The organism is Streptomyces sp. NPDC002754 (assembly GCF_053592315.1).
Map to the genome: position 1 here is coordinate 94,346 of NZ_JBSFVM010000006.1, position 18,117 is coordinate 112,462.

The window sequence follows — 18,117 nt, forward strand, 5'->3', positions numbered from 1 at the left end:
GGAATCATCCGGCCGACGGCCCAGCGATAGCGACGGCAACGGCCAAATCCGCCTGGTGTGTAAGGGTGACCGCCACCTCGCCCAGCCCGGCCGCCTCGGCCAGCTCTCGGGCGCCGCCCGAGAGCGTCACCCGGGGCGCACCCCAATCGTCGTTCAGCACCTCGATGTCACGCCAGCGCAGCCCCTGGCCGAAGCCACGACCGAGCACTTTGCAGGTCGCCTCTTTGACGCAGAACCGCCCGGCCAGTCGCTCGACGCACCGCTCCTCGCCCAGCCCTTCGGCCTGGGCGAGTTCGGCGCGGGTGAACAACACCGCGCGGTACTTCGGGTGTGTGGCGACCTTCGCGAAGCGCCGCACCGACAGCAGATCGACGCCCACCCTCATGCCCCTGCGTCCCCCTGCACATCTCCCTGACCGGTCCTCTGCTCGTCTCCATGGCCCTGGCGACTGTCCTGCAGGGCCGAGCGGATGCGCGCCGCACGCTCGCTACGGCGGCGGTCGATCTCTGTCCGATCCGCTTCGAAGTCCGCCGCGGTACGGGTCCAGTAGCAGGCGGTGCACCAGCGGCCCGCGGTGTACTGGTCGAACCGGCGGCGCAGCCGGTGCAGTTCGTCCAGCCGGCTGCTGGAGTGCAGCATCACGTTGTGCTCGAGCACCTGGTCGACGATCACCTCCATGTTCAGCTCCAAGTGCAGGTAGCGTTGCGCGGCTTGAACGAGCAGCGTGCCGAACGCACCACGGAACCGCGGCAGCAGGGCGAAGGAGAGTTCGCAGCGGCGGCTGGGCCAGTCGATCGAGGTCATCCACCAGAAGCCGATCACCTCATCCCCACGGCAGACAGTGAAGATCCGTTTGGTGTCGTGCTCCTCGTGAATGGTCCTGCGGTGCCACTCCGCGAGCGCATCGTCGGCCGTCGCCATGGCGAAGTCCGTGAGGTTCGCCTGGAATTCCGGGTCTCGCAGCAGCTCGCCGCGGACCGGGATGTCCGCCTCAGTGAAGTGCCTGATGGTCAGCGCCATGCCGGTTCCAGAGAGCGATGGTGGACGGTCGCGTCGAGGTACGCACCGGAGCGGAAGAAGTGCGCGCGCAACACCCCGACCGGCCGGAATCCGGTCGCGGCGAACCCGGCGTGCGCCGGATCGGCCGACGCGCACACGCCAACCGCGCCCACGCATCGGCGGTGCGTACGGAGGAAGTCCAGCAGTGCGGTCAGTGCCTCGGGGTCTTCGGTGGTACTCGACACCACCGCCTGCCGGGGGTTGTGCGGGTTCCACACCGCGCCCAGCACGCTCGCCACTGGGGCGTTGCCGCCGCCGTAGCGGAACACCAGTGCTTCCTCGGCCCGCAGCCTGAGGACGAGCAGCGCATCGTTCTGTGTCACCGGATCCAGCCCCAGGAAACCGCGGGCGGCCTGGCCGCAGCGGCCGAGGGCAGTCGCTGCAGCCTCGGCGGTGAGCACATTCAGCTCAGTCATCGTGCACGATCCCCCAGAGGTCACGGTCCACGGCTTCCCCGGCGTGCCACAGCGCCTGTGGCACGGTCGCCTCCCGCCGGAAGCCGACCGCCTCCGCCGCCGCCACCACTGCGGCCTGGCCCGGCACCGTCGGCGTGAGCCAGCCATACAACCGGCGCAGCCCCAGCGCGTCGGCAGCCACCGCCACCGCCTCGGCCAAGACATCCGCCACGACGGCACGGGCCTCCTCTTGGAGGCCGATCTCCAGCCGGGCGCGGCGGACCACCCAGTCGACCTCAACGAAGCGGACGAAACCGCCCGCCGACGTCAGGTACAGCCGCTCGTCCGAGCAGGACCTGGGCGGCTGGACTCTCACTGGCTCGGCCAGCGCGGGTCGACCGGTCAACGGCGCGGCCAACAGCTCGCCGGGCGGCCAGTTCCCCGTCAGTAGCACGCGGTCGGACTCCCGGTATCCGTAGAGACTGCTCACGCCACTCCCCAGAGCTGTACGAAGTGGTGGTAGCCGCGGTAACTGCCGCGGTGCAGGACGACGTGTTCGAGTACGCCCTCCTCGGTCAGCGGCAGACCGCGCAGAATGCCGAGCAGCCGCGAGTCGAATTCCCCTGCGGTGACCGTCAGCCGCACCGCTTCGGTCCGCTCCCGAAGGCCGGCCTCGATCTCGCGGTAGGCGGCTGTCCACCAAGTGTCCGGCGCGCAGTGCCGCAGCCGGAAGTCCAGTTCGTAGTGTGCGCTGACACCATCGGTCGGTGCCATGGCGTACAGCCCCACGGGCTCGCCGTCCGCGCAGAGCACACGGGTGTCCTCGTCCAGCAGCGCGACGATCTCCGCCTCGGCCGCCAGCCCCGGATGGACAGTGCGGAAGTAGAAATCGGGCTCCGTGAAGAACGCGAGGACAGTGGGCAGGTCGGCCTCTGTGTAGGGATGAGCGGACCAGCGGTCCGGTACGTGCGCGTCCTCCGTGACGGCAAGCGCGCCGTCCGCCGCGGCCGTCATACGTCGGCCTCCGGAGTGGGTTCGGGCTCCGCGTGCTCGGGGTGGAGACTCTTCGGGCGCAGCGCAAACCGGCTGGCGTAGGGGACACCGACCAGCAGGCTGAGCAGCGCGCCGGTCGCCATCGTCCAGTACAGGCGACTCACGTCGTCGGTCGTGCCGACCAGCGCCCAGCCGACCGTCACGATGAGCGCGAAGTATCCGGCGTTGAAAATCATGGCGAGTCGTGCGTGTCCCACCTGCTCCATGACGGTCAGGACAATGAGCATCATGCCCGTGCAGCCGAAGGTGACGCCCACGATGTCCACGAAACGTCGGGCCTGTTCGGCCACGTCCGGGCTGCCTGCCAGCAGGTTGGTCAGCGGATCCGCGAGGGACAGCACCAAGACGGTGAGCACCGCGTAGCCGATGAGGCCGAGCACCATGCCACGCCGGAAAATCAGGCGCACCGTCTCCGACCGCCCAGCGGCGAGCGCCTGGTTCATCAGCACCGCCACCCCGGAGGCGAAGCCGACCGCGGGCACCACGATCGCCGTCTGCACCATGTATCCGACACTGAAGCCGGCCACCGCCAGCTGGCCGGCCGGCGCGACGATCCGCAGGAGCACGAAGTTGACCACGACCAGCACCAGGAACGACGCCGCCACCGGCGCGCCGATCTGCCGCAGCATGACGGGGGTCTCCGGGCGCCAGCCAGTCAGTGCGGGGAGCCGCACCAGCCCGGCCCGTACCAGCACGGCGAGACAGATCACGACCTCGACGGCACCGGCCAGCGCGGCGGCCAGCGGCACCGCCATCAGGCCGCCGTCGAGCACGAGGCCACCGACAGCGACCGCGGCGATGTTGAGCCCCACATAGAGCCCGGTAGTGATCGCCGCCACGCCACCGCGGCCGAGGCCGCGCAGCGCGGCGGAACAGATCTCGCCCAGCATGCCGAGCACCGAGGCACCCACCATCGCGGCCAGGAAGAGCCGGAACTCGCCGCGTTGTCCGGGCACCACCTGCACGGCATCAGCCAGCACCCCGCTGAGCACGATTAGTAACGCGCCCAGCGCGAGGAACAGCACGATGCCACTGCGTGCGACGCTCCCCATATAGCGCGGCACCTGGTCCTTGTCGCCACGCCCGAACGCCTGCGCCACCACGACTTGCAGAGTCACCGCCAGCCCGGTGGTCAGCGCCAGCACCAGAAAGGCGATCGGCGTGTACACCGAGCGAATGTACAGCTCGTCCTCGCCCAGCCGGCCGATCAGCCCGGTGACGACGAGCTGTGACGCTGTGCCGATGGCGTTCGAGAGCGCCATCGGCAGCGAGATCCGCGCGATGCGCGTGTGGGAGGCGTCGTGCTCGACGCTGGTAGTGGTCATGTCACCATCATCCGAAAATGTCCGGTGGGAAAGCTAGGAAGCCGTGGGGTCGAGCCGACCGGCGTCCACGTAGTCGGCGAGGCTGCGGACCGTCTTGAAGACCTCGGGGTCCAGTTCGTCCGGGTCGATCTCCAGACCCACTGTGTCTTCCAGGGCCATGAGCAGTTCGATGACGCTCGTGGAGTCCAGCGCCAGGTCCTCGAACAGGCGAGTGTCCTCGCTGAGTTCTGTCACCTCCTTGTTCAGCACCTCGGAGAGCGCCACCTGGATGTGCTCGATAATCTGCGTGCGGTTCATGAGGCCCCATTTCGCGTGGTGTCGACCAAGTCGGCCGGTTCGATCAAGTGCTGTTTACCGATCAGGTCCTCCAATTCGTCCCGGCTGCGCACCAGGTGCGCCTCTCCGTCGCGGACCAGGACCTCGGCCGGAAAGCCGTGGCTGAGGAAGAGGCCGGGTGACGCCGAGGGCCCGTAGGCACCCGACCTCATGACCCCGAGGAGGTCGCCGGGTTTCAGCGGCGGCAGTGGCACACGTTTGAGCAGGGTGTCGTTCGGGGTGCAGAGCGGGCCGGTGACGGTCCACCGACCGGGCTGACCCGCACCGGCGGTCACCTCGGTGCCCTCCGTCAGGTTGCCGAGCACCTCGACCGGGAAATTGCGCTTGACGAAGGAACCGATGCCGACAGCCGCCATGTGGTGATGCGTGCCGCCGTCCGCGACTGCGAACGATTCACCCATGGACTCCTTCGTGTACCGGACCGCTACGACGTAGATGCCGGCCGGGCCGGTCAGATACCGCCCCGACTCCATGATCATGCGTGTCCCGGGGTGCTCCGCGAGGAACTCGTCGAGCAGCGGGTTGACTTCCTTCGCCACCGCTTCGGCGACGAGGTCCTGCTCGCCGTCGAAGTACGCGACACCCAGCCCGCCCCCAATGTCCACGGCATCGAGCCGGATGCCCGTGGCGGCCGCCACCCGGCGCGCCAGATCCAGGATGTAGCGCGTGTTTTTGCCGACCACTTCGGCATCGAGGATGCGCGTGCCCAGGTAGACCTGCACACCGGCCACGTCGGCATGGCGCCAGCGGCCCGTCAGATCACCCGCGGCGAGCACCTGGTCCTCGTCGATGCCGAACTGGCGCGGCTTGCCGCCCATGGTCAGGCGCGAACCGCTGATCGCGACAGACGGATTGACCCGCAGCAACACCCGCTGGCGGGTGCCGCGTTCGGCCGCGAACCGGTCGATCCGGTCGATCTCGTCGAAGGACTCCGCGACGACGGCGTAGATTTCGGCGTCCAGGCAGGCCCGCAGCTCGTCGTCGCTCTTGCCCGGCCCGAGGAAGAGGATGTTCTCCGGGCGTGCCCCGGCGCGCAGCACGGTGCGCAGCTCGACCAACGACGAGACCTCGGCCCGTGCGCCGGCCGCCTGGAGGGTGCTGAAGACACTGATGTTGGGGTTGGACTTCAGCGAGAAGAAGACCTCGAGCGCGGGGTGCAGCACACCGCGCAGTTCGGCCAGCGTCCCGGTCAGGACGTCGGCATCGTAGACGTAGAGCGGCGTTCCGAAGCGGCGGGCCAGCTCCGGGTAGGCGATGCCCTGGATCGTCATGCGGATTCCACCATCTTCTGTAGACGAAGCTCGGCCTCGGTCCGCAGTGCGAGGGCGTTCTCCGGCCCTCCGTCCAGGCAGACCGCGTAGAGCCGGCCGTGGAAGGAGCCCTCCGCTGCCGCCGCGTTGAGCGTGGCGAAGTTGTTGACCAGCACACCCGTGCGTCCCGTGCCGTCGAAGAGCAGGTCTCCGAGGGCGTCCGCCACCTCGCCGAAGGTGTGCGCCCGGGACGGTCGCAGGTTGATCGTCGCCGCGATGCCATGCATGCCGGGGGCCAGCAGCCGCTCGGTGATGCGGCTCTGGTAAGTGGACATGTTGAACCTGGCGTTGATCTCCAGGCAGGGGTAGAGCGTCCCGTACGGGCTGAGCATCGCGTCCACGCCGACCATGCCCGTGTAGCCGTCGGCGTACAACTGCTTGCCGATCAGCTGGGCGGCCTCGGTCAGTTCAGCGGTGTGCGCTTCGGAGAGCACGGCCGGGAAGCGATGGCCCTGATGCACACCATTGCGCAACACTGCGGCCTTGACGGTCTCGAACCGGACTACGCCGGAACGGCCGACCACGAACTGGTAGTTGAGGTCCTCCGCGCCGGCCACCCAGGACTCGACCACTAGATTGGCCGGGCTGTCGGCGCCGCGCCGCCCGATCAGCCGGAGCAGCCTGGCCGCGGCCTTGTCGTTCGCGACTTTGATCATCCCGCGCCCCGAGACACCGAGTGACTCCTTCACCACCGCACCGGTGCCGCGGGCCAGCTGGCGGTGCAGTGCGTCCGGCAGTTCGCCCACGGTCACGCAGACCTCGCCGGGAACCGCCCGCAGACCGGTCGACTCCACCAGTCCGCGGCTGTAGATCTTGCCGTTGACAGCCGTACAGACCGCGGCACTCGGTCCCGCCAGCGGAAGGCCGGTCTCCTGGGCCAGCCGCTCCTCGGCGCGGGAGATGCCCAGCGGCATCAGGTAGGTGTTGCCGTCGGCCAGATTGCGCAGCGCTTGCAACAGCTCAGGGGAGGACAGGGCGTCCTCCGTGACCGTCCGGGACGGGTCGCAGTCGTCGGCGGTGAGCACGTGGCCCGCCGCGGCGCCGATCCCGTGCAGGTATGCGTCGTACTCCTCGTCCATGGGGGCCTTGAGGACCACGACGTCCGCGGCCTCGGCGAGCAGTACCCCCATCTCCTCCATGCGGTTGACGGTGGCGTTCGCGAAGGCGATGCCGGAGCCCGGCAGCTTGGGCTCGCCGACGGACCAACTGCGCTCCACCTCGAAGTTGTTCAGGTAGACGAAGCGGGCGTCGGCCCGGCCGACCAGGTCCCGTTTGAGCCTTCCCGCGAAGTCCATCCTGCCCCTCATTCCCGCAGTCTCGCCATTTCCGATTTCCATAACACATTCGCCGCGTACGTGGCGCCGCTCGAATGAATTCGGCGACGCCACGTCTGCTCAGACTCAGGCGGCCTTGCCCGCGGCCTTACCGGCAGCCTTGCCCGCGGCCTTACCGGCAGCCTTACCGGCAGCCTTGCCCGCGGCCTTACCGGCAGCCTTGCCCGCGGCCTTCACGGTGATCTTCTCCATGACGTACCCCCTTTCCGATTTCTCAGGTCAGCCGATCGAAGCTCGGCCGACTTCGTCGTCCAGGAAACCCCGGACGAGGCTCATAGGTACAGGCAATCGGACCGGCAGATCAGCGGCAATTGCAGATACCGCCGGGCTCACCGACGGATTCTGCGGAGCGTCCAGGAACATCCGGACGGATTCCTCCAGGCGATAAAGCGAGGCACCCTCCGGCCCTCCGTCCGAGGCCCGGACGAGCTGGCTGTGCTCGTACTCCTCCGCAAGATCGACGGCCTGAGCGAGCGGTATCCCGAACAGCCGTGCCAGGTCCGCCGGAACGAAGGGACCGTGCAGCGCTCCGAGTTCGTCCAACGAGGCCCACCGCTGTGGCGGCTGCCGACGCAGGAACGCACCGACGCTGGCGCGCAGAGAGAGGTCACCGACCGCGAGCTGGTCCAACCGCCCGTTCCGTTCGGCCAGCCGGTCCGCCAGCTCGCTCAGCCGCCGGCTCGGCCGGGCGGCCAGCCAAAGTCCCGCGATGTGCAGGGCCAGCGGCAGCCGCCCACAGGCCTCCACGAGCCGGTCCAGCGCACCAGGCTCAGCTGCGACGCGGTCCCGGCCGATCAGGTCCGCGAGCAACTCGGCGCAGGCCCCGGGATCGAGCGGATCCAGCCGCAGCGCGGGACCGCGGCCCAGCGCGGGCAGTTCACGATCGGCCCCCACCAGCAGCGCGCTGCGCGGCGAGCCGGCCAGCAACGGGCGCACGTGTTCCTCCGCGACGGCGCCGTCCAGCACTACGAGCACGCTGCGTTCCGCCAGTAGCCCACGCAGCCGTGCCAGCCGCTCGGCCGGGTCCGCCACGCGGACGGAGGCGTCGAGCGAGCGCAACAGACGGGCAGCCAGGTCGTGTGCCGTCGCACGCGACTCGGGCGAACCGGACAGATCAACATAGATCTGCCCGTCGGGGAAGGCGTCGCGCACTCTGCGGGCAACCTGCGCCAACACCGCGGTACGTCCGGAGCCGGGCGGCCCCGTGAGCACGGCCAGTCGCGTCACGTCACGCGCGGGGTCCGGCGCCGTGCCGTCCGGCCGCGCCGGTACGGGACCAGCGATCTCCACCCGGCCGGACTCTACGAGCCGTCGACAGAGTCGCTCGACGACCTCATCCCTGCCGATCAGCCGGGCGTGTCCGGCAGGAACCTCCCACCGCGGGCCGGAATCATCTCCCCGGATTTTCCCCAGGGCGTCATCAAGGCTTTTCTCGGAAACCCCGAGCACCTTCGTGAGCAACCACAAGGACTGCTTTCGCGGCCTACCGATAGAGCCCTTCTCAAGATTCCTGATGGTTCTGACACTCACTCCGGAGCGGTCCGAAAGCTCCTCCTGAGTGAAGCCCGCCGCGGCACGCGCGGCGCGCAGAAAGGCGCCGAATTCCCGGGAACCTTCCTGTCGGTCATCCGAGTCCATACGTCACGTCCCCCCATCCCCGGAAACCGCCCCGCCCGGCGCGAATCCGTTCCGGACCACTCCGCCGAAAATTCCGAGCCTCTGGATATTGCTGGTGCCTTCCATGTACTCAACGGCGCGCGCGTCGCGGGCCAGCTTCTCCAATGGCGGATGATCCAGCCGTGCGCCCGGACCGAAGAAGTCCAGCGCTTCCAACGTGACCTCCTCGGCCAACCGGGCGGCACTGCGCTTGGCGGCCGAGGCAAGGTGCCCGTCGGCCGGGTTATGGTCCACCGCGATGGCCGCCTTACGGACGAGCTGACGCACCGTCTCGATGCGTTCGCCCATCCGCTCGAGCCGCCACCGCTCACCTGCCCGGAGCCCGCCGCGGTGCTCACCCACGTACTCGTACGCCGCACGGGCCACACCGACCCCCATGGTCGCCACCGCGGGACGAAGCAAGTTGAAGGTGCGCAGCCAGGCCCACATGCCACGCCGAGTGGGCGGCAGATGGGAGCCGAGCACCTCGTCGGGCGCGACCCTCACTCCGTCGAGGGTGATCGCGCCGAGCTGGGCGCCCCGGACACCGAGTGTCGGTACCGGCTCCACCGAGAACCCCGGCGCGCTCCGCTCGACCAACACCGCGCCAAGGCCCAGCGGGCCGGGTCCGGTGCGTGCGAACACCACCCCGAGTTCGGCACGCACCGAGTTGCCGACGTACCTCTTGGCACCGTTCAGCAGCAGCGCCTCACTGTTTTCCGCGCGATCCAGACGGGTCGTCATATTGGTGGCGTCGGAACCGCGTTCAGGTTCGGTCAGGGCAAAGAACGTCCAGGTGGGGCGCTCCAGCAGACGGCCGAAGAACCACTCCTTCTGCGCATCGCTGCCCAGCGCGTCCACCGCGATCCCCGACATCGGGCCGCCCGGCGAGGCCAGCATGATGCCCAGGTCGCCCCACGCGCCCTCCTCGAAGAAGACCACCCGCTCCAGCGCGCTCATGAGGTAGTACTTCTCGCCGCCGACCAGCAGGGGGTCGGGGTTGTACTCCGGGGGGATCTGGAGGGCTGCCACCCGGCTCAGCCCCGGCAGGTCCACGATCTCCGAGACGCGCTCCGGATCCTCGTCCACCGCCAGTGCGTGCGGGCGCATCTCGGCGGCCCACTCCCAGGCCTGGCCTTGCAGCCGCGTGAGTCGCTCGTCCAGCTCGATCATGCCGGCACCCCCCAGTCAGCAGGGCCGACGTATGCGTCAGCCAGCAGCTCCGAGACGTAGGCGGTCCGCCCCGGCCCGTCCTCCACGTAGCCGCTCGCGCCGAAGAGCCGCAGCAGCAGCCGGTCGGCGCCGGTGATCCGCCGGTGCACGTCGGCGACGGCGGGCCAGGCGAGCCCGTCGGCCCCGGCGGCGTCCAACACCGCCCGGATCTCCAGGTGTTCCACCACCACGTCGGCCACCATGCCCTTGACCAGTTGCTGGTGCAGTACGGCGGTGTCACCGGACTGACGCCCGCCCAGGTGGGCCAGCGCAGCGTCCAGCAGCGCGTACGAGAGACCGAGACGCAGTCCGGCCAGGCCGACTGCCCACTCCTCGTCTCCTGTCGGCCCGGCGTCATCGACGCCCCGGTCCGGTGCCACGCCGTCCACCCGCACCATGACCACCTGGGGCACCCGCGTGTCCCGTACGGTCTCCGTCCCCGCCGCGCGGTCCCGCACCACACCGCCGAGGCGTACCCGGGCGGCCTTGCGGTGGGCCGTGACGGGCAGCAGCGCGTGGCCCGCGGGGCCGACGACTAGCGCGTCGGTGGCGGCGTCGGCGTGCAGCTCGTCGAGCGCCCGCCGCCAGCCGTCCTCCCGTGCCACGTCAAGCAGCAGCCGCCAGCGGCCCGCGCCGACGCGCGCTGTCTCCTGTCCCGTCATACGCCGGGCTCCTCTCCTGACTCGGGTTCGATGTCGATCACGCAGCCCGCCAGCCGGCCCAGGTCCGGGTCGTGGTCGGCCAGCAGTACGCGGCGGCCCGCACGCCGCCACGTCGGCAGCCGTTCGGCCAGCAACGCCCAGATCCCGCTGCACGGTAGACCCAGAGGTGCGGCGAGCAGTTCGACGGCTTGCGGGTGACCGGCTGTACGGGCGGCCAGCTCAGGGCCGACGACCGTGGTGAGCGGGCCGGCCGCACCGGGCACCGACTCCGCGGCGGCGACCATGGCGTCCCACTGTTGCGGCACCTCCGCCGGCTCCACCGCTCGCACCACCGGAGCCGACACCCTGCCCGGGTCGCCCTTGGCCTCGAGCACCACTACGGCGCCCGCGCTCTCCTGGGCGCGGAGCCGCTCCGGCACCGGCTCGCCGTGCAGCACGCTGTGCTGGTCCAGCACGAACAACAGGACCCGCGTGGCCTGGCCCGCCGCGGCCCTGTCGGTGGCGAGCCGCAGCGCGGTGAAGGGTCCGAGCACACCCTGGTCCGCGATACCGAGGACGAGCCCCGGGTCCCGCACCGCCTGGGTGAGGAAGCACATCGGCCAGCCCGGCTCGGCGTCCGATGTGGCGCTCGCCAGCAGAGCGAGGTCGAAGCCGTGCTCGTACCCACCCAGCCGCGGCAGGAGCTCGGCCACCAGGTCGGTGAAGGAGGTGCGCCCGGCATCGAACGCGCCTTGGTCGAGGCAGAGCCCGAAGTCCCGGAACAGGTCGGTAAAGTAGTCGTGGTCGTGGTGGGAGAACGCACGGGTCTCGCGGGCCACGGTATGCGTGGCGAGCCGCAGGCTGAGCGGCTTGGTGGCCGATTCTGCCCGGACCTGGCTACGACCCGCGGGGTGGGGCGTACGGGCTGTGGTCACGTACATGGCTGTAGGCATGCTCCGTTCCAAGATTCCTCCGAGCACTGCACGCCGCACGGTCGGCGCGCTGGGCGGGTCTGGGTTCTCATCGCACTCCGTCTCAGTGCTCGAGCACCATCGCGGAGAAAGTGGCTCCGAGTCCGACCGCCGTCATCAGATAGCGCTCGCCCGGGCGGAGCCGCTCGGCGTCCAGTGCCGACCGGTAGTTGATGAAGGCGTCGGCCCCGAAGCAATGCCCATGGTCGGCAAGGGTCTCCAGGTACAGCCGGTCGGTGCCCTTGACACCCAGCAGCTTCAGCACGCGCAGCCATGACATCCGGTTGACGTTGTGCGGCAGGATCAGCGCCATGTCGTCCATGGTCAGCCCCGCGCTCTCGGTGGCGGCGGTCATCACCTCGGCCAGCGAGCCCGCGTACTCGTCGTGGAACGCGGCGTTCATCTCCGCCTCCAGCCAGGCCCCACCGTGGAACTTGCCGTGCGTCCGGGTCGCGTAGCTCAGGACCCGGTCGCGCGAGCCGCCGGCGCTGACCAGCGCGGCGGAGGATGCTTCCCCCATCACCCCGGTGTCATTGATGACCTGCGCCGCCGAGGTGAACGTCTTCTCGCCGGCAACGATCAGCGCCAGCGCCTCCGGGTCGCCGTCCGAGGCGAGCAACCGACCCGCGACGTCGATCGCCAGCAGCCCCGACGCGCAGGCGTGCTGGGTCAGACAGAACGCGGTCGCGTCCGTCAGCCCGGTACGTCGGCATGCCTCCTGGAGCGGGTTGACCGGGTAAGGGACCGCGACAGGCATGGTCCGGGCCTGGAGCACATACCGGATGCGCGGCCGCAAGGTGTCCAGGTCGTCCAGTCCATTGATCGCGGCGACCAGGTGATCGGCCTGTGTCGTGGCGGGATCCATCGGCACCCGGGAGAAGCCGAAGAAGCGCTCGTGCACCCGGATCCGGGCGTCGGTCATGCCATGCGCTCGCAGAAAATCGGCGACCGGGACGCTGGCGGCCGGGAGATAGCTGGATACGGCTTCTATAGACGTCACACGGCAACGGTGCTCGGGGCTGCGTTCGGCGCCAAGACTCGGATGGCTGCCCAGGAGGCTGGACCAACGGCCATAGCTCAAAGAGGGGCTACTCCCCGCGGGCGAAGTCGCCAAGACTCAAGATTCCCTCTCCTCCCCGGCCGCCCGGATGATCCGCAACCGGCAGCGGCCGGGAAGTGGTAGCAGCGGACCAGAGCCAGGCAGGGCAAGGAGACAGCCGTGGACTTCGGCATGACCATCGGCGGGCGGTCCGTCCCCGGCAGCCGCCGACTCGCCGTGGAGAACCCCGCGCACGCCGCCACGTTCGCGCACGCGCCCGATGCCTCGGCAGCGGACGTACGGAGTGCGGTCGCGGCGGCTGGCGAGGCCTTCCCTGGCTGGTCCGCGCGCCCCTTCCAGGAGCGCGCGGACACCCTGCGCGCCTGCGGCGCGCTGGTGCACCAGCACAAGGAAGAGCTGGCCGAGCTGCTCACCCGCGAGCAGGGCAAGCCACTCGCGGAAGCACGCTCCGAGACAGCCCTGGCCGCCGACTGGTTCGGGCACACCGCCGCGCTCGCTCTGCTGCACGTCACCGTTGCCGACGAGCCGGGTTCGCTGGTCACGATGGAGCGTGTCCCGTACGGCCCGGTGGCGGCCGTGGCACCGTCCAACTTCCCGCTGATCCTGGCCGCCACCAAGATCGCTCCGGCCCTGCTCGCGGGCAACACCGTGGTGTTCAAGCCCTCGGAAGCCACCCCCCTGTCCGGGCTGCGCATGGCCGAACTTCTGGCCGGGATGCTGCCTGCCGGTGCGCTCAACGCGGTCTGCGGCGGAGCGGCCGCCGGGGCGGTGCTGACCGAGCACCCGGACGTCCCCATGGTCTCCTTCACCGGCTCGGTACCGGTGGGTCGGGCCATCGCGCGCGCTGTCGCACCACATCTCAAACACCTGGTGCTCGAACTCGGCGGCAACGACGCCTGTTTGATCCTGCCCGGTGCCGACATCGACGCGCTCGCACCGAAGATATTCGCCGGGGCGATGGTCAACGCGGGACAGTTCTGTGCCGCGATCAAACGCGTCTATGTCTCCGCCCCACAAGCCGCGCAACTCACCGACGCGCTGGCAGAGCTGGCCTCTGCGGTCCGGCCGGGCGACGGGCTGCTGCCCGGTACGGACTGCGGCCCGCTCATCAGCCGCGCCCAACTGGACCGGGCGACCGGGCTGGTTGACGCGGCTCGCGACGCCGGGGCGCGGGTCGTCCCGGGCACCGCGACCCCGGATCTGCCCGGCCACTTCCTCTCTCCCACGGTGGTCACCGATCTCCCACCCGGCACCCGGCTGGAGGCCGAGGAGCAGTTCGCGCCGGTTCTTCCAGTGCTCTCCTACGGCTCGGTCGAAGAAGCCGTGGACCGGGCGAACGGCACCGAGTTCGGGCTCGGCGGCTCCGTCTGGGGCGATGAGCAGCGGGCCGCTTCCGTGGCCGCCGCCCTCGACTGCGGGACAGTCTGGATCAACCAGCACGGAGCACTGCGCCCGGACGCCCCCTTCGGCGGCTACCGGTCCTCTGGAATGGGCTCCGAATACGGCTACTGGGGACTTCTCGAGTACACCCGCATCAAGGTGCGCAACACCGCAAGGACCGCGAATTCGCGCACCACCGACAGAATTCCTGGCCACTGACCCGGTGGACACCCGGCAGCAAATCTACCAACCGGCATTCACTCACACGTACCCCACTCCGAGGAGAACGCTCATGGCCGATTCGGAAAAGCGCGCCCTGCGTCGCGCACTCGTCAAGGCCAATATCGCCATACGCGCCGACCGACCGCTCTACCCCACGTACACCAATGTCTTCGTGCGGAACTACGCGGTGTCCGTGGGAAATCCACGCACCGAATCACAGATGCATCAGTTCTGGTTCCGCACCCGGGGCTGCACTTACGACCGGGCCGGGCAGTGCAGCATGTGCAACTACGGCATCGGCCCGGAGATCCGCCCGGAAGCCGTGGCGCGCTCCGTCGAACGCAAGCTGGAGACCGTGCCGGAGGGCTCCTGCATTTACCTCTCGCCGTCCGGCAGCCTCCTGGACGAGAAGGAGGTCCCGGTCGAGCTGCGGGACCGGTTGCTGCGGAGGGCCGCTGAGCGCAAGCCATCCAGCTTCGCCTTCGAGACCCGGCCCGAGGTCTGCACGGAGGAGAAACTCGCGCACGTCCGCGAGTACTTCCCGGACACGACCCGGATGGTCTGCCAGATCGGCGTCGAGTCCTGGGACCCCGAGGTGCGCACCATGTGTCACCTGAAGCCGACCCGGCAGGAGGCTTACGTCGACACCGCGGCAATGCTGGGCAAGCTGGGGTTCGACCCGATCGCCAACATCACCCTCGGCGGGCTCGGTCTCTCCCCGCGCGAGGCGTACCAGGACACACTGGCCAGTGTGCGCGGTGCCCGTGCGGCCGGATTCGAGACACAGATGGTCTTCCCGCTGAGCGCGAAGGCGGGCACCTTGCTCGGCTGGGCGCACGATCGGGGGCTGTGGGAGCCGCCGACACTGTGGATGCTGGTACGGCTGCTCGCCGAGTGCGCGGACGACGCACCGGATGAGCAGGGCTACGGCGACCTGGACATCTCCTGGTTCAACCCACAGGTCGACGACGTGGTGCAGTCCCGCCCGGACGGCTGTGAACGCTGCCGTCCGATGCTGGTCGAGGCTCTCTCCGCGTTCCGGCTCGAGGCCCGCCGCGCGTCACTGCACGCGGCCGACGACTGGGACGGATGCGACTGCGCCGTCCGCACCAACGAGGCCCTCGCGGACGCGGGCTCCGAGAACTACCTCGACCGGCTGGCCAGCATCTCCGCCCGTTGGGCCGAGACATCGGCGCAGGAGTCCGCCGGGCGCACGGCACTCCCCGTCGTCTGAAGTGCGCCCGGTCCGCCGCCCCCTCCTCCGGCGGGGTGGCTCGGCACGTCTGCGCGTGTAGGCGCCCCGTACGTGTACGGGGCGCCTACACGCGCAGACGCGTGCGTCAGTCAGGAGTCGCTGGGCTTCGCCGCGGAGACCAGGAAGCTGCGGGGCAGGTTGGTCAGCCCCTGCGGAACGGCCTGCGGTGTCCACCGCCCGTACTGCGCACCCGGCAGGCCGGGTTCGGTCGCTATGGTCACCCGCCAGCCACAGTTCTCCACGAAGCCGGCCGGGTCGTCGGTCCCGAACCGCCAGGGGCTGTCGGCGTCCTGGAGCTTGCGGAGGAACAGCTGGGTGTAGGGCATCTTGAAGATCCCGGTACCGATGAGGTCGGCCGCGAGAACACTGCCGGGGGCGGAGAGCGCGGCGGCGCGGGACAGCACCTGGTGCGCCAGCTCCTCCGGCAGGTAGAAGAGCAGCCCTTCGGCGAACCAGACCGTCGGCAGTTCCGGATCGAACCCGGCGTTGGTCAGCAGGCTGTCCCAGTCACCGGCCAGGTCGAGGTGGAGCCGGCGGCAGTCACAGCGCGGCGAAGCGCCGTGCGCGTCGAGGATCTGCTCCTTGTAGGAGAGCAGCGAAGGCTGGTCCGCCTCGAACAGCACGGTGTGCTCCGGCCACTCCAGCCGGTAGGCCCGGGTGTCCAGGCCGGCTCCGAGCCCGACCACCTGGCAGCGATCGGCTGTCACCGCGCCTTCGATGAAGTCGTCGAACCAGCGGGTGCGGATCGAGAGAAAAGGGTTCCCCTCGTCCGCGGCCCGGCTGGTGTGAAAGTGCTTCAGCAGCGCCGCACCTTCCTCACCGGCCAGCAGCTCAGCGAGCGGATCGTCGAAAAGACGGTCCGTGCGCCGACTTTCCCTGGCCCTTGCCGCGGCAGTCCATCGAGCTGTTTGCGTCACCGCGTCGAAACGCGAGGTGGACACGGAAATTTCTCTCTTCATGCAGCGGAGCCTAGCGCTGTCGGGCGCCACCGGGCAGTGCCTACTGAATGCATGACCGAATGGGCAGGCTAATAGTGCGCCCTCTCGTGGATGTCGCGGTGCGTGCAGCCGTGAAAATCTGCGAACGGACTTGATTCTGCCGGTACTTCCGTACCGAAAAACATCGATGAGACGGAGCAGGCTGCCGTGACTGTTGCTGCGAACAGGGTCGACTCGTCCGTGGCCCAGACAATGGGAGACCTGCTCTCCCGTTCTCCACTGGACCACGACGAAGACTTCTTCCTGACCGGTGGGGACTCACTCCGCGCGGTGGAGCTGATCTCCCGGCTCACCGAGCAGTTCGCACCAGACGACGCGGAGAAGTCCGCCGAACTGGGCTCCATGCTTCTGGTGGCGGTCTTCGACGAGGCCACCCCACGGTCCGTGTCGGCCGTCATCCAGCAGCACCTTGACTGAACAGCCCGTGGTCGTGGCTCCGGACACCCTGGAGGATCAGGGGCGGCCCCCGGCGGACGACGTCCATTGGTGGTCGGCCCAGCGGGTCGCCGCGGCCATCGCCGCCCGCCGGCTGTCCGCCACCGAGTACCTCGACCTGCTGCTGGACCGGGTGGAGCGGTACGACCCAGCGCTCAACCTGGTCGTGACGGTGTCCGAGGCTGCCCGCGAGGAGGCCCGGCGCGCGGACCGGAAGACGGCCAGCGGCGAGCCGCTCGGCCCGCTGCACGGCGTGGCCATGACGGTGAAGGACAGCCTGGCCACCGCCGGACTGCGCACTACGGCGGGCAGCGCCTCGCTGGCGGCCTATCGACCGGCCGCTGACGCTGAGGCCGTTGCCCGGTTGCGCGCCGCCGGCGCCATCATCCTCGGCAAGACCAACGTCCCGGAATACTGTGCCGACCTGCAGACCACCAGTGCTGTCGCCGGGACCGCGCGCAACCCCTGGCAGCCGCAGTACTCGACCGGTGGCTCCTCGGGCGGTGCCGCCGGCGCGGTCGCCGCCGGACTGACCCCGCTCGAACTCGGCTCCGACATCGCGGGATCCATCCGGATCCCGGCTTCGCACTGTGGGATCTACGGCCACAAACCCTCGTACGGGATCGTCTCGACTGTCGGCCATCTGCCGCCGTTCCAACCAGTCGATCCCGACCTCTGTGTGGTGGGACCGCTGGCCCGGACGGTGGACGACCTGGAGATCGCGCTGACCGCCGTGGCCGGGCCGCGTCGCGAGCACCGGGCGGCCTGGCGGCTGGAGTTGCCGCCCGCACGGCCGATCCGTCGAGTGGCCGTGTGGGCGGACGACCCGTACTGTCCGGTGGATCGCGGGGTGGCCCAGTCGGTGGAGCACGCCGCCGACCTGCTCGCTGCCGACGGGGTGTCCGTGACCCGCGACGCGCCCCGCCCGGCGTCCGCCTCGACATCAGCGACGAGGTGGGCCGCCGACTACTCTCGGCGTTGGGTCAGTCCTTCTATTCTCGCGACATGGTGGCCGCGATGGCACGGGGCGAGCTGACCGCCAAGGGAGAGCTGGGCACCGAGTACGTGGCGCAGTTGCACCGCGACTGGCTGGAGGCCGACGCACGACGCCATCGACTCGCGGCGGCCTGGGGCAGGTTCTTCGACACCTACGACGCGATCCTGCTGCCGGTGGCCCCCAACACGGCTCCCCCGCACGACCACCGTCCGTTCGCGGAGCGCCGCATCGAGGTGAACGGTCAGAAGCGCCCGTACTGGGACCAAATCGTATGGGCGATGCTCACGGGCGCCTGCTATCTACCGACCACAGTCGCGCCAGTGCGTCGCGATGAGCGAGGACTGCCCGTCGGCGTCGCGGTGGTCGGCCCGTATCTGGAGGATCGAACCACACTGGCCGTTGCCCGTCGCCTGGCCGGACTGCTGCAGCCGCTCGGCCGTCCCTGCCTGGCCTGACCGGACGGGGAGCTGAGCGGGCA

General features: G+C 69.6%; 21 protein-coding genes. 5 read left to right on the forward strand and 16 right to left on the reverse strand.

From position 1 onward, the window contains the following. Window positions 1-4: 4 nt before the first annotated feature. The 15 genes from acpS to ACWD2L_RS16065 all read right to left on the reverse strand — a co-directional run bounded on the left by acpS (window position 5) and on the right by ACWD2L_RS16065 (window position 12,292). On the reverse strand, window positions 5-385 hold the full coding sequence (acpS, locus tag ACWD2L_RS15995; protein ID WP_351333882.1) for a holo-ACP synthase: 381 nt from the start codon (window positions 383-385) through the stop codon (window positions 5-7). Beyond that, the gene (locus ACWD2L_RS16000) at window positions 382-1,020 is read right to left on the reverse strand and encodes a GNAT family N-acetyltransferase (RefSeq protein ID WP_351333879.1); all 639 of its coding nucleotides are present in this window, start codon (window positions 1,018-1,020) and stop codon (window positions 382-384) included. Before ACWD2L_RS16000 ends, acpS begins: the two co-directional genes overlap by 4 nt. Further along, a complete protein-coding gene (locus ACWD2L_RS16005; protein WP_351333877.1) occupies window positions 1,011-1,475 on the reverse strand; it encodes a hypothetical protein in 465 nt (154 codons plus the stop codon). The genes ACWD2L_RS16000 and ACWD2L_RS16005 overlap by 10 nt, the downstream gene beginning before the upstream one ends. Continuing rightward, the gene (locus ACWD2L_RS16010; protein WP_351333875.1) at window positions 1,468-1,944 is read right to left on the reverse strand and encodes a hypothetical protein; all 477 of its coding nucleotides are present in this window, start codon (window positions 1,942-1,944) and stop codon (window positions 1,468-1,470) included. Before ACWD2L_RS16010 ends, ACWD2L_RS16005 begins: the two co-directional genes overlap by 8 nt. Further along, window positions 1,941-2,468 carry a hypothetical protein gene (locus ACWD2L_RS16015; RefSeq protein WP_351333873.1) on the reverse strand — a complete coding sequence of 176 codons (528 nt, stop codon included), beginning with the start codon at window positions 2,466-2,468 and terminating at the stop codon, window positions 1,941-1,943. The genes ACWD2L_RS16010 and ACWD2L_RS16015 overlap by 4 nt, the downstream gene beginning before the upstream one ends. Further along, a complete protein-coding gene (locus tag ACWD2L_RS16020) occupies window positions 2,465-3,832 on the reverse strand; it encodes an MATE family efflux transporter (protein WP_351333871.1) in 1,368 nt (455 codons plus the stop codon). Before ACWD2L_RS16020 ends, ACWD2L_RS16015 begins: the two co-directional genes overlap by 4 nt. A gap of 33 nt (window positions 3,833-3,865) precedes the next feature. Next, entirely contained in the window at window positions 3,866-4,129 is a 264-nt protein-coding gene (locus ACWD2L_RS16025) for an acyl carrier protein (protein WP_351333868.1), read from the reverse strand. Then, window positions 4,126-5,439 (reverse strand): type III PLP-dependent enzyme, encoded by a 1,314-nt coding sequence (locus ACWD2L_RS16030; protein WP_351333866.1) that lies wholly within the window; start codon window positions 5,437-5,439, stop codon window positions 4,126-4,128. Before ACWD2L_RS16030 ends, ACWD2L_RS16025 begins: the two co-directional genes overlap by 4 nt. Next, window positions 5,436-6,785 carry a preATP grasp domain-containing protein gene (locus ACWD2L_RS16035; protein WP_451189877.1) on the reverse strand — a complete coding sequence of 450 codons (1,350 nt, stop codon included), beginning with the start codon at window positions 6,783-6,785 and terminating at the stop codon, window positions 5,436-5,438. The genes ACWD2L_RS16030 and ACWD2L_RS16035 overlap by 4 nt, the downstream gene beginning before the upstream one ends. Window positions 6,786-6,878: 93 nt before the next feature. Then, complete coding sequence (locus ACWD2L_RS16040; protein WP_351333860.1) at window positions 6,879-7,004, reverse strand: hypothetical protein; 126 nt, start codon at window positions 7,002-7,004, stop codon at window positions 6,879-6,881. Window positions 7,005-7,031: 27 nt separating this feature from the next. After that, window positions 7,032-8,450 (reverse strand): helix-turn-helix domain-containing protein, encoded by a 1,419-nt coding sequence (locus ACWD2L_RS16045; RefSeq protein ID WP_351333858.1) that lies wholly within the window; start codon window positions 8,448-8,450, stop codon window positions 7,032-7,034. A gap of 3 nt (window positions 8,451-8,453) precedes the next feature. Further along, window positions 8,454-9,641, reverse strand: a complete 1,188-nt coding sequence (locus ACWD2L_RS16050; RefSeq protein WP_351333855.1) for an acyl-CoA dehydrogenase family protein — start codon at window positions 9,639-9,641, stop codon at window positions 8,454-8,456. Beyond that, window positions 9,638-10,342, reverse strand: a complete 705-nt coding sequence (locus ACWD2L_RS16055; protein ID WP_351333852.1) for a hypothetical protein — start codon at window positions 10,340-10,342, stop codon at window positions 9,638-9,640. Before ACWD2L_RS16055 ends, ACWD2L_RS16050 begins: the two co-directional genes overlap by 4 nt. Beyond that, the gene (locus tag ACWD2L_RS16060) at window positions 10,339-11,274 is read right to left on the reverse strand and encodes a hypothetical protein (protein ID WP_351333850.1); all 936 of its coding nucleotides are present in this window, start codon (window positions 11,272-11,274) and stop codon (window positions 10,339-10,341) included. The genes ACWD2L_RS16055 and ACWD2L_RS16060 overlap by 4 nt, the downstream gene beginning before the upstream one ends. Before the next feature lie 82 nt (window positions 11,275-11,356). Beyond that, window positions 11,357-12,292 carry a 3-oxoacyl-[acyl-carrier-protein] synthase III C-terminal domain-containing protein gene (locus ACWD2L_RS16065; protein WP_351333848.1) on the reverse strand — a complete coding sequence of 312 codons (936 nt, stop codon included), beginning with the start codon at window positions 12,290-12,292 and terminating at the stop codon, window positions 11,357-11,359. Window positions 12,293-12,511: 219 nt separating this feature from the next. On the opposite strand from ACWD2L_RS16065, the gene ACWD2L_RS16070 reads away from it, so the two are divergent. Then, entirely contained in the window at window positions 12,512-13,951 is a 1,440-nt protein-coding gene (locus tag ACWD2L_RS16070) for an aldehyde dehydrogenase family protein (RefSeq protein ID WP_351333845.1), read from the forward strand. Between the two features lie 73 nt (window positions 13,952-14,024). After that, window positions 14,025-15,188, forward strand: a complete 1,164-nt coding sequence (locus ACWD2L_RS16075; RefSeq protein WP_351333843.1) for a radical SAM protein — start codon at window positions 14,025-14,027, stop codon at window positions 15,186-15,188. A gap of 110 nt (window positions 15,189-15,298) precedes the next feature. Here ACWD2L_RS16075 and ACWD2L_RS16080 read toward each other — a convergent pair whose 3' ends face one another. Further along, window positions 15,299-16,168: a class I SAM-dependent methyltransferase gene (locus tag ACWD2L_RS16080; protein ID WP_351345223.1), complete on the reverse strand. Its 870-nt coding sequence runs from the start codon at window positions 16,166-16,168 to the stop codon at window positions 15,299-15,301. Window positions 16,169-16,387: 219 nt separating this feature from the next. Here ACWD2L_RS16080 and ACWD2L_RS16085 point away from each other — a divergent pair, with 219 nt between their 5' ends. Genes ACWD2L_RS16085 through ACWD2L_RS16095 form a run of 3 tightly spaced genes read left to right on the forward strand, consistent with a single transcriptional unit; the run spans window position 16,388 to window position 18,094 of the window. Beyond that, window positions 16,388-16,624 (forward strand): phosphopantetheine-binding protein, encoded by a 237-nt coding sequence (locus ACWD2L_RS16085; RefSeq protein WP_351345220.1) that lies wholly within the window; start codon window positions 16,388-16,390, stop codon window positions 16,622-16,624. Beyond that, complete coding sequence (locus tag ACWD2L_RS16090) at window positions 16,617-17,678, forward strand: amidase family protein (protein ID WP_451189884.1); 1,062 nt, start codon at window positions 16,617-16,619, stop codon at window positions 17,676-17,678. Before ACWD2L_RS16085 ends, ACWD2L_RS16090 begins: the two co-directional genes overlap by 8 nt. Continuing rightward, the gene (locus ACWD2L_RS16095) at window positions 17,648-18,094 is read left to right on the forward strand and encodes an amidase family protein (protein ID WP_451189887.1); all 447 of its coding nucleotides are present in this window, start codon (window positions 17,648-17,650) and stop codon (window positions 18,092-18,094) included. Before ACWD2L_RS16090 ends, ACWD2L_RS16095 begins: the two co-directional genes overlap by 31 nt. Window positions 18,095-18,117: the final 23 nt, after the last annotated feature.

Coding starts and splice junctions, on each gene's coding strand:
- acpS (WP_351333882.1), bottom strand. CDS start 385: ATGAGGGTGGGCGTCGATCTGCTGTCGGTGCGGCGCTTCGCGAAGGTC.
- ACWD2L_RS16000 (WP_351333879.1), bottom strand. CDS start 1,020: ATGGCGCTGACCATCAGGCACTTCACTGAGGCGGACATCCCGGTCCGC.
- ACWD2L_RS16005 (WP_351333877.1), bottom strand. CDS start 1,475: ATGACTGAGCTGAATGTGCTCACCGCCGAGGCTGCAGCGACTGCCCTC.
- ACWD2L_RS16015 (WP_351333873.1), bottom strand. CDS start 2,468: ATGACGGCCGCGGCGGACGGCGCGCTTGCCGTCACGGAGGACGCGCAC.
- ACWD2L_RS16020 (WP_351333871.1), bottom strand. CDS start 3,832: ATGACCACTACCAGCGTCGAGCACGACGCCTCCCACACGCGCATCGCG.
- ACWD2L_RS16025 (WP_351333868.1), bottom strand. CDS start 4,129: ATGAACCGCACGCAGATTATCGAGCACATCCAGGTGGCGCTCTCCGAG.
- ACWD2L_RS16030 (WP_351333866.1), bottom strand. CDS start 5,439: ATGACGATCCAGGGCATCGCCTACCCGGAGCTGGCCCGCCGCTTCGGA.
- ACWD2L_RS16035 (WP_451189877.1), bottom strand. CDS start 6,785: ATGAGGGGCAGGATGGACTTCGCGGGAAGGCTCAAACGGGACCTGGTC.
- ACWD2L_RS16040 (WP_351333860.1), bottom strand. CDS start 7,004: ATGGAGAAGATCACCGTGAAGGCCGCGGGCAAGGCTGCCGGTAAGGCC.
- ACWD2L_RS16045 (WP_351333858.1), bottom strand. CDS start 8,450: ATGGACTCGGATGACCGACAGGAAGGTTCCCGGGAATTCGGCGCCTTT.
- ACWD2L_RS16050 (WP_351333855.1), bottom strand. CDS start 9,641: ATGATCGAGCTGGACGAGCGACTCACGCGGCTGCAAGGCCAGGCCTGG.
- ACWD2L_RS16055 (WP_351333852.1), bottom strand. CDS start 10,342: ATGACGGGACAGGAGACAGCGCGCGTCGGCGCGGGCCGCTGGCGGCTG.
- ACWD2L_RS16060 (WP_351333850.1), bottom strand. CDS start 11,274: ATGCCTACAGCCATGTACGTGACCACAGCCCGTACGCCCCACCCCGCG.
- ACWD2L_RS16075 (WP_351333843.1), top strand. CDS start 14,025: ATGGCCGATTCGGAAAAGCGCGCCCTGCGTCGCGCACTCGTCAAGGCC.
- ACWD2L_RS16080 (WP_351345223.1), bottom strand. CDS start 16,168: ATGAAGAGAGAAATTTCCGTGTCCACCTCGCGTTTCGACGCGGTGACG.
- ACWD2L_RS16095 (WP_451189887.1), top strand. CDS start 17,648: ATGGTGGCCGCGATGGCACGGGGCGAGCTGACCGCCAAGGGAGAGCTG.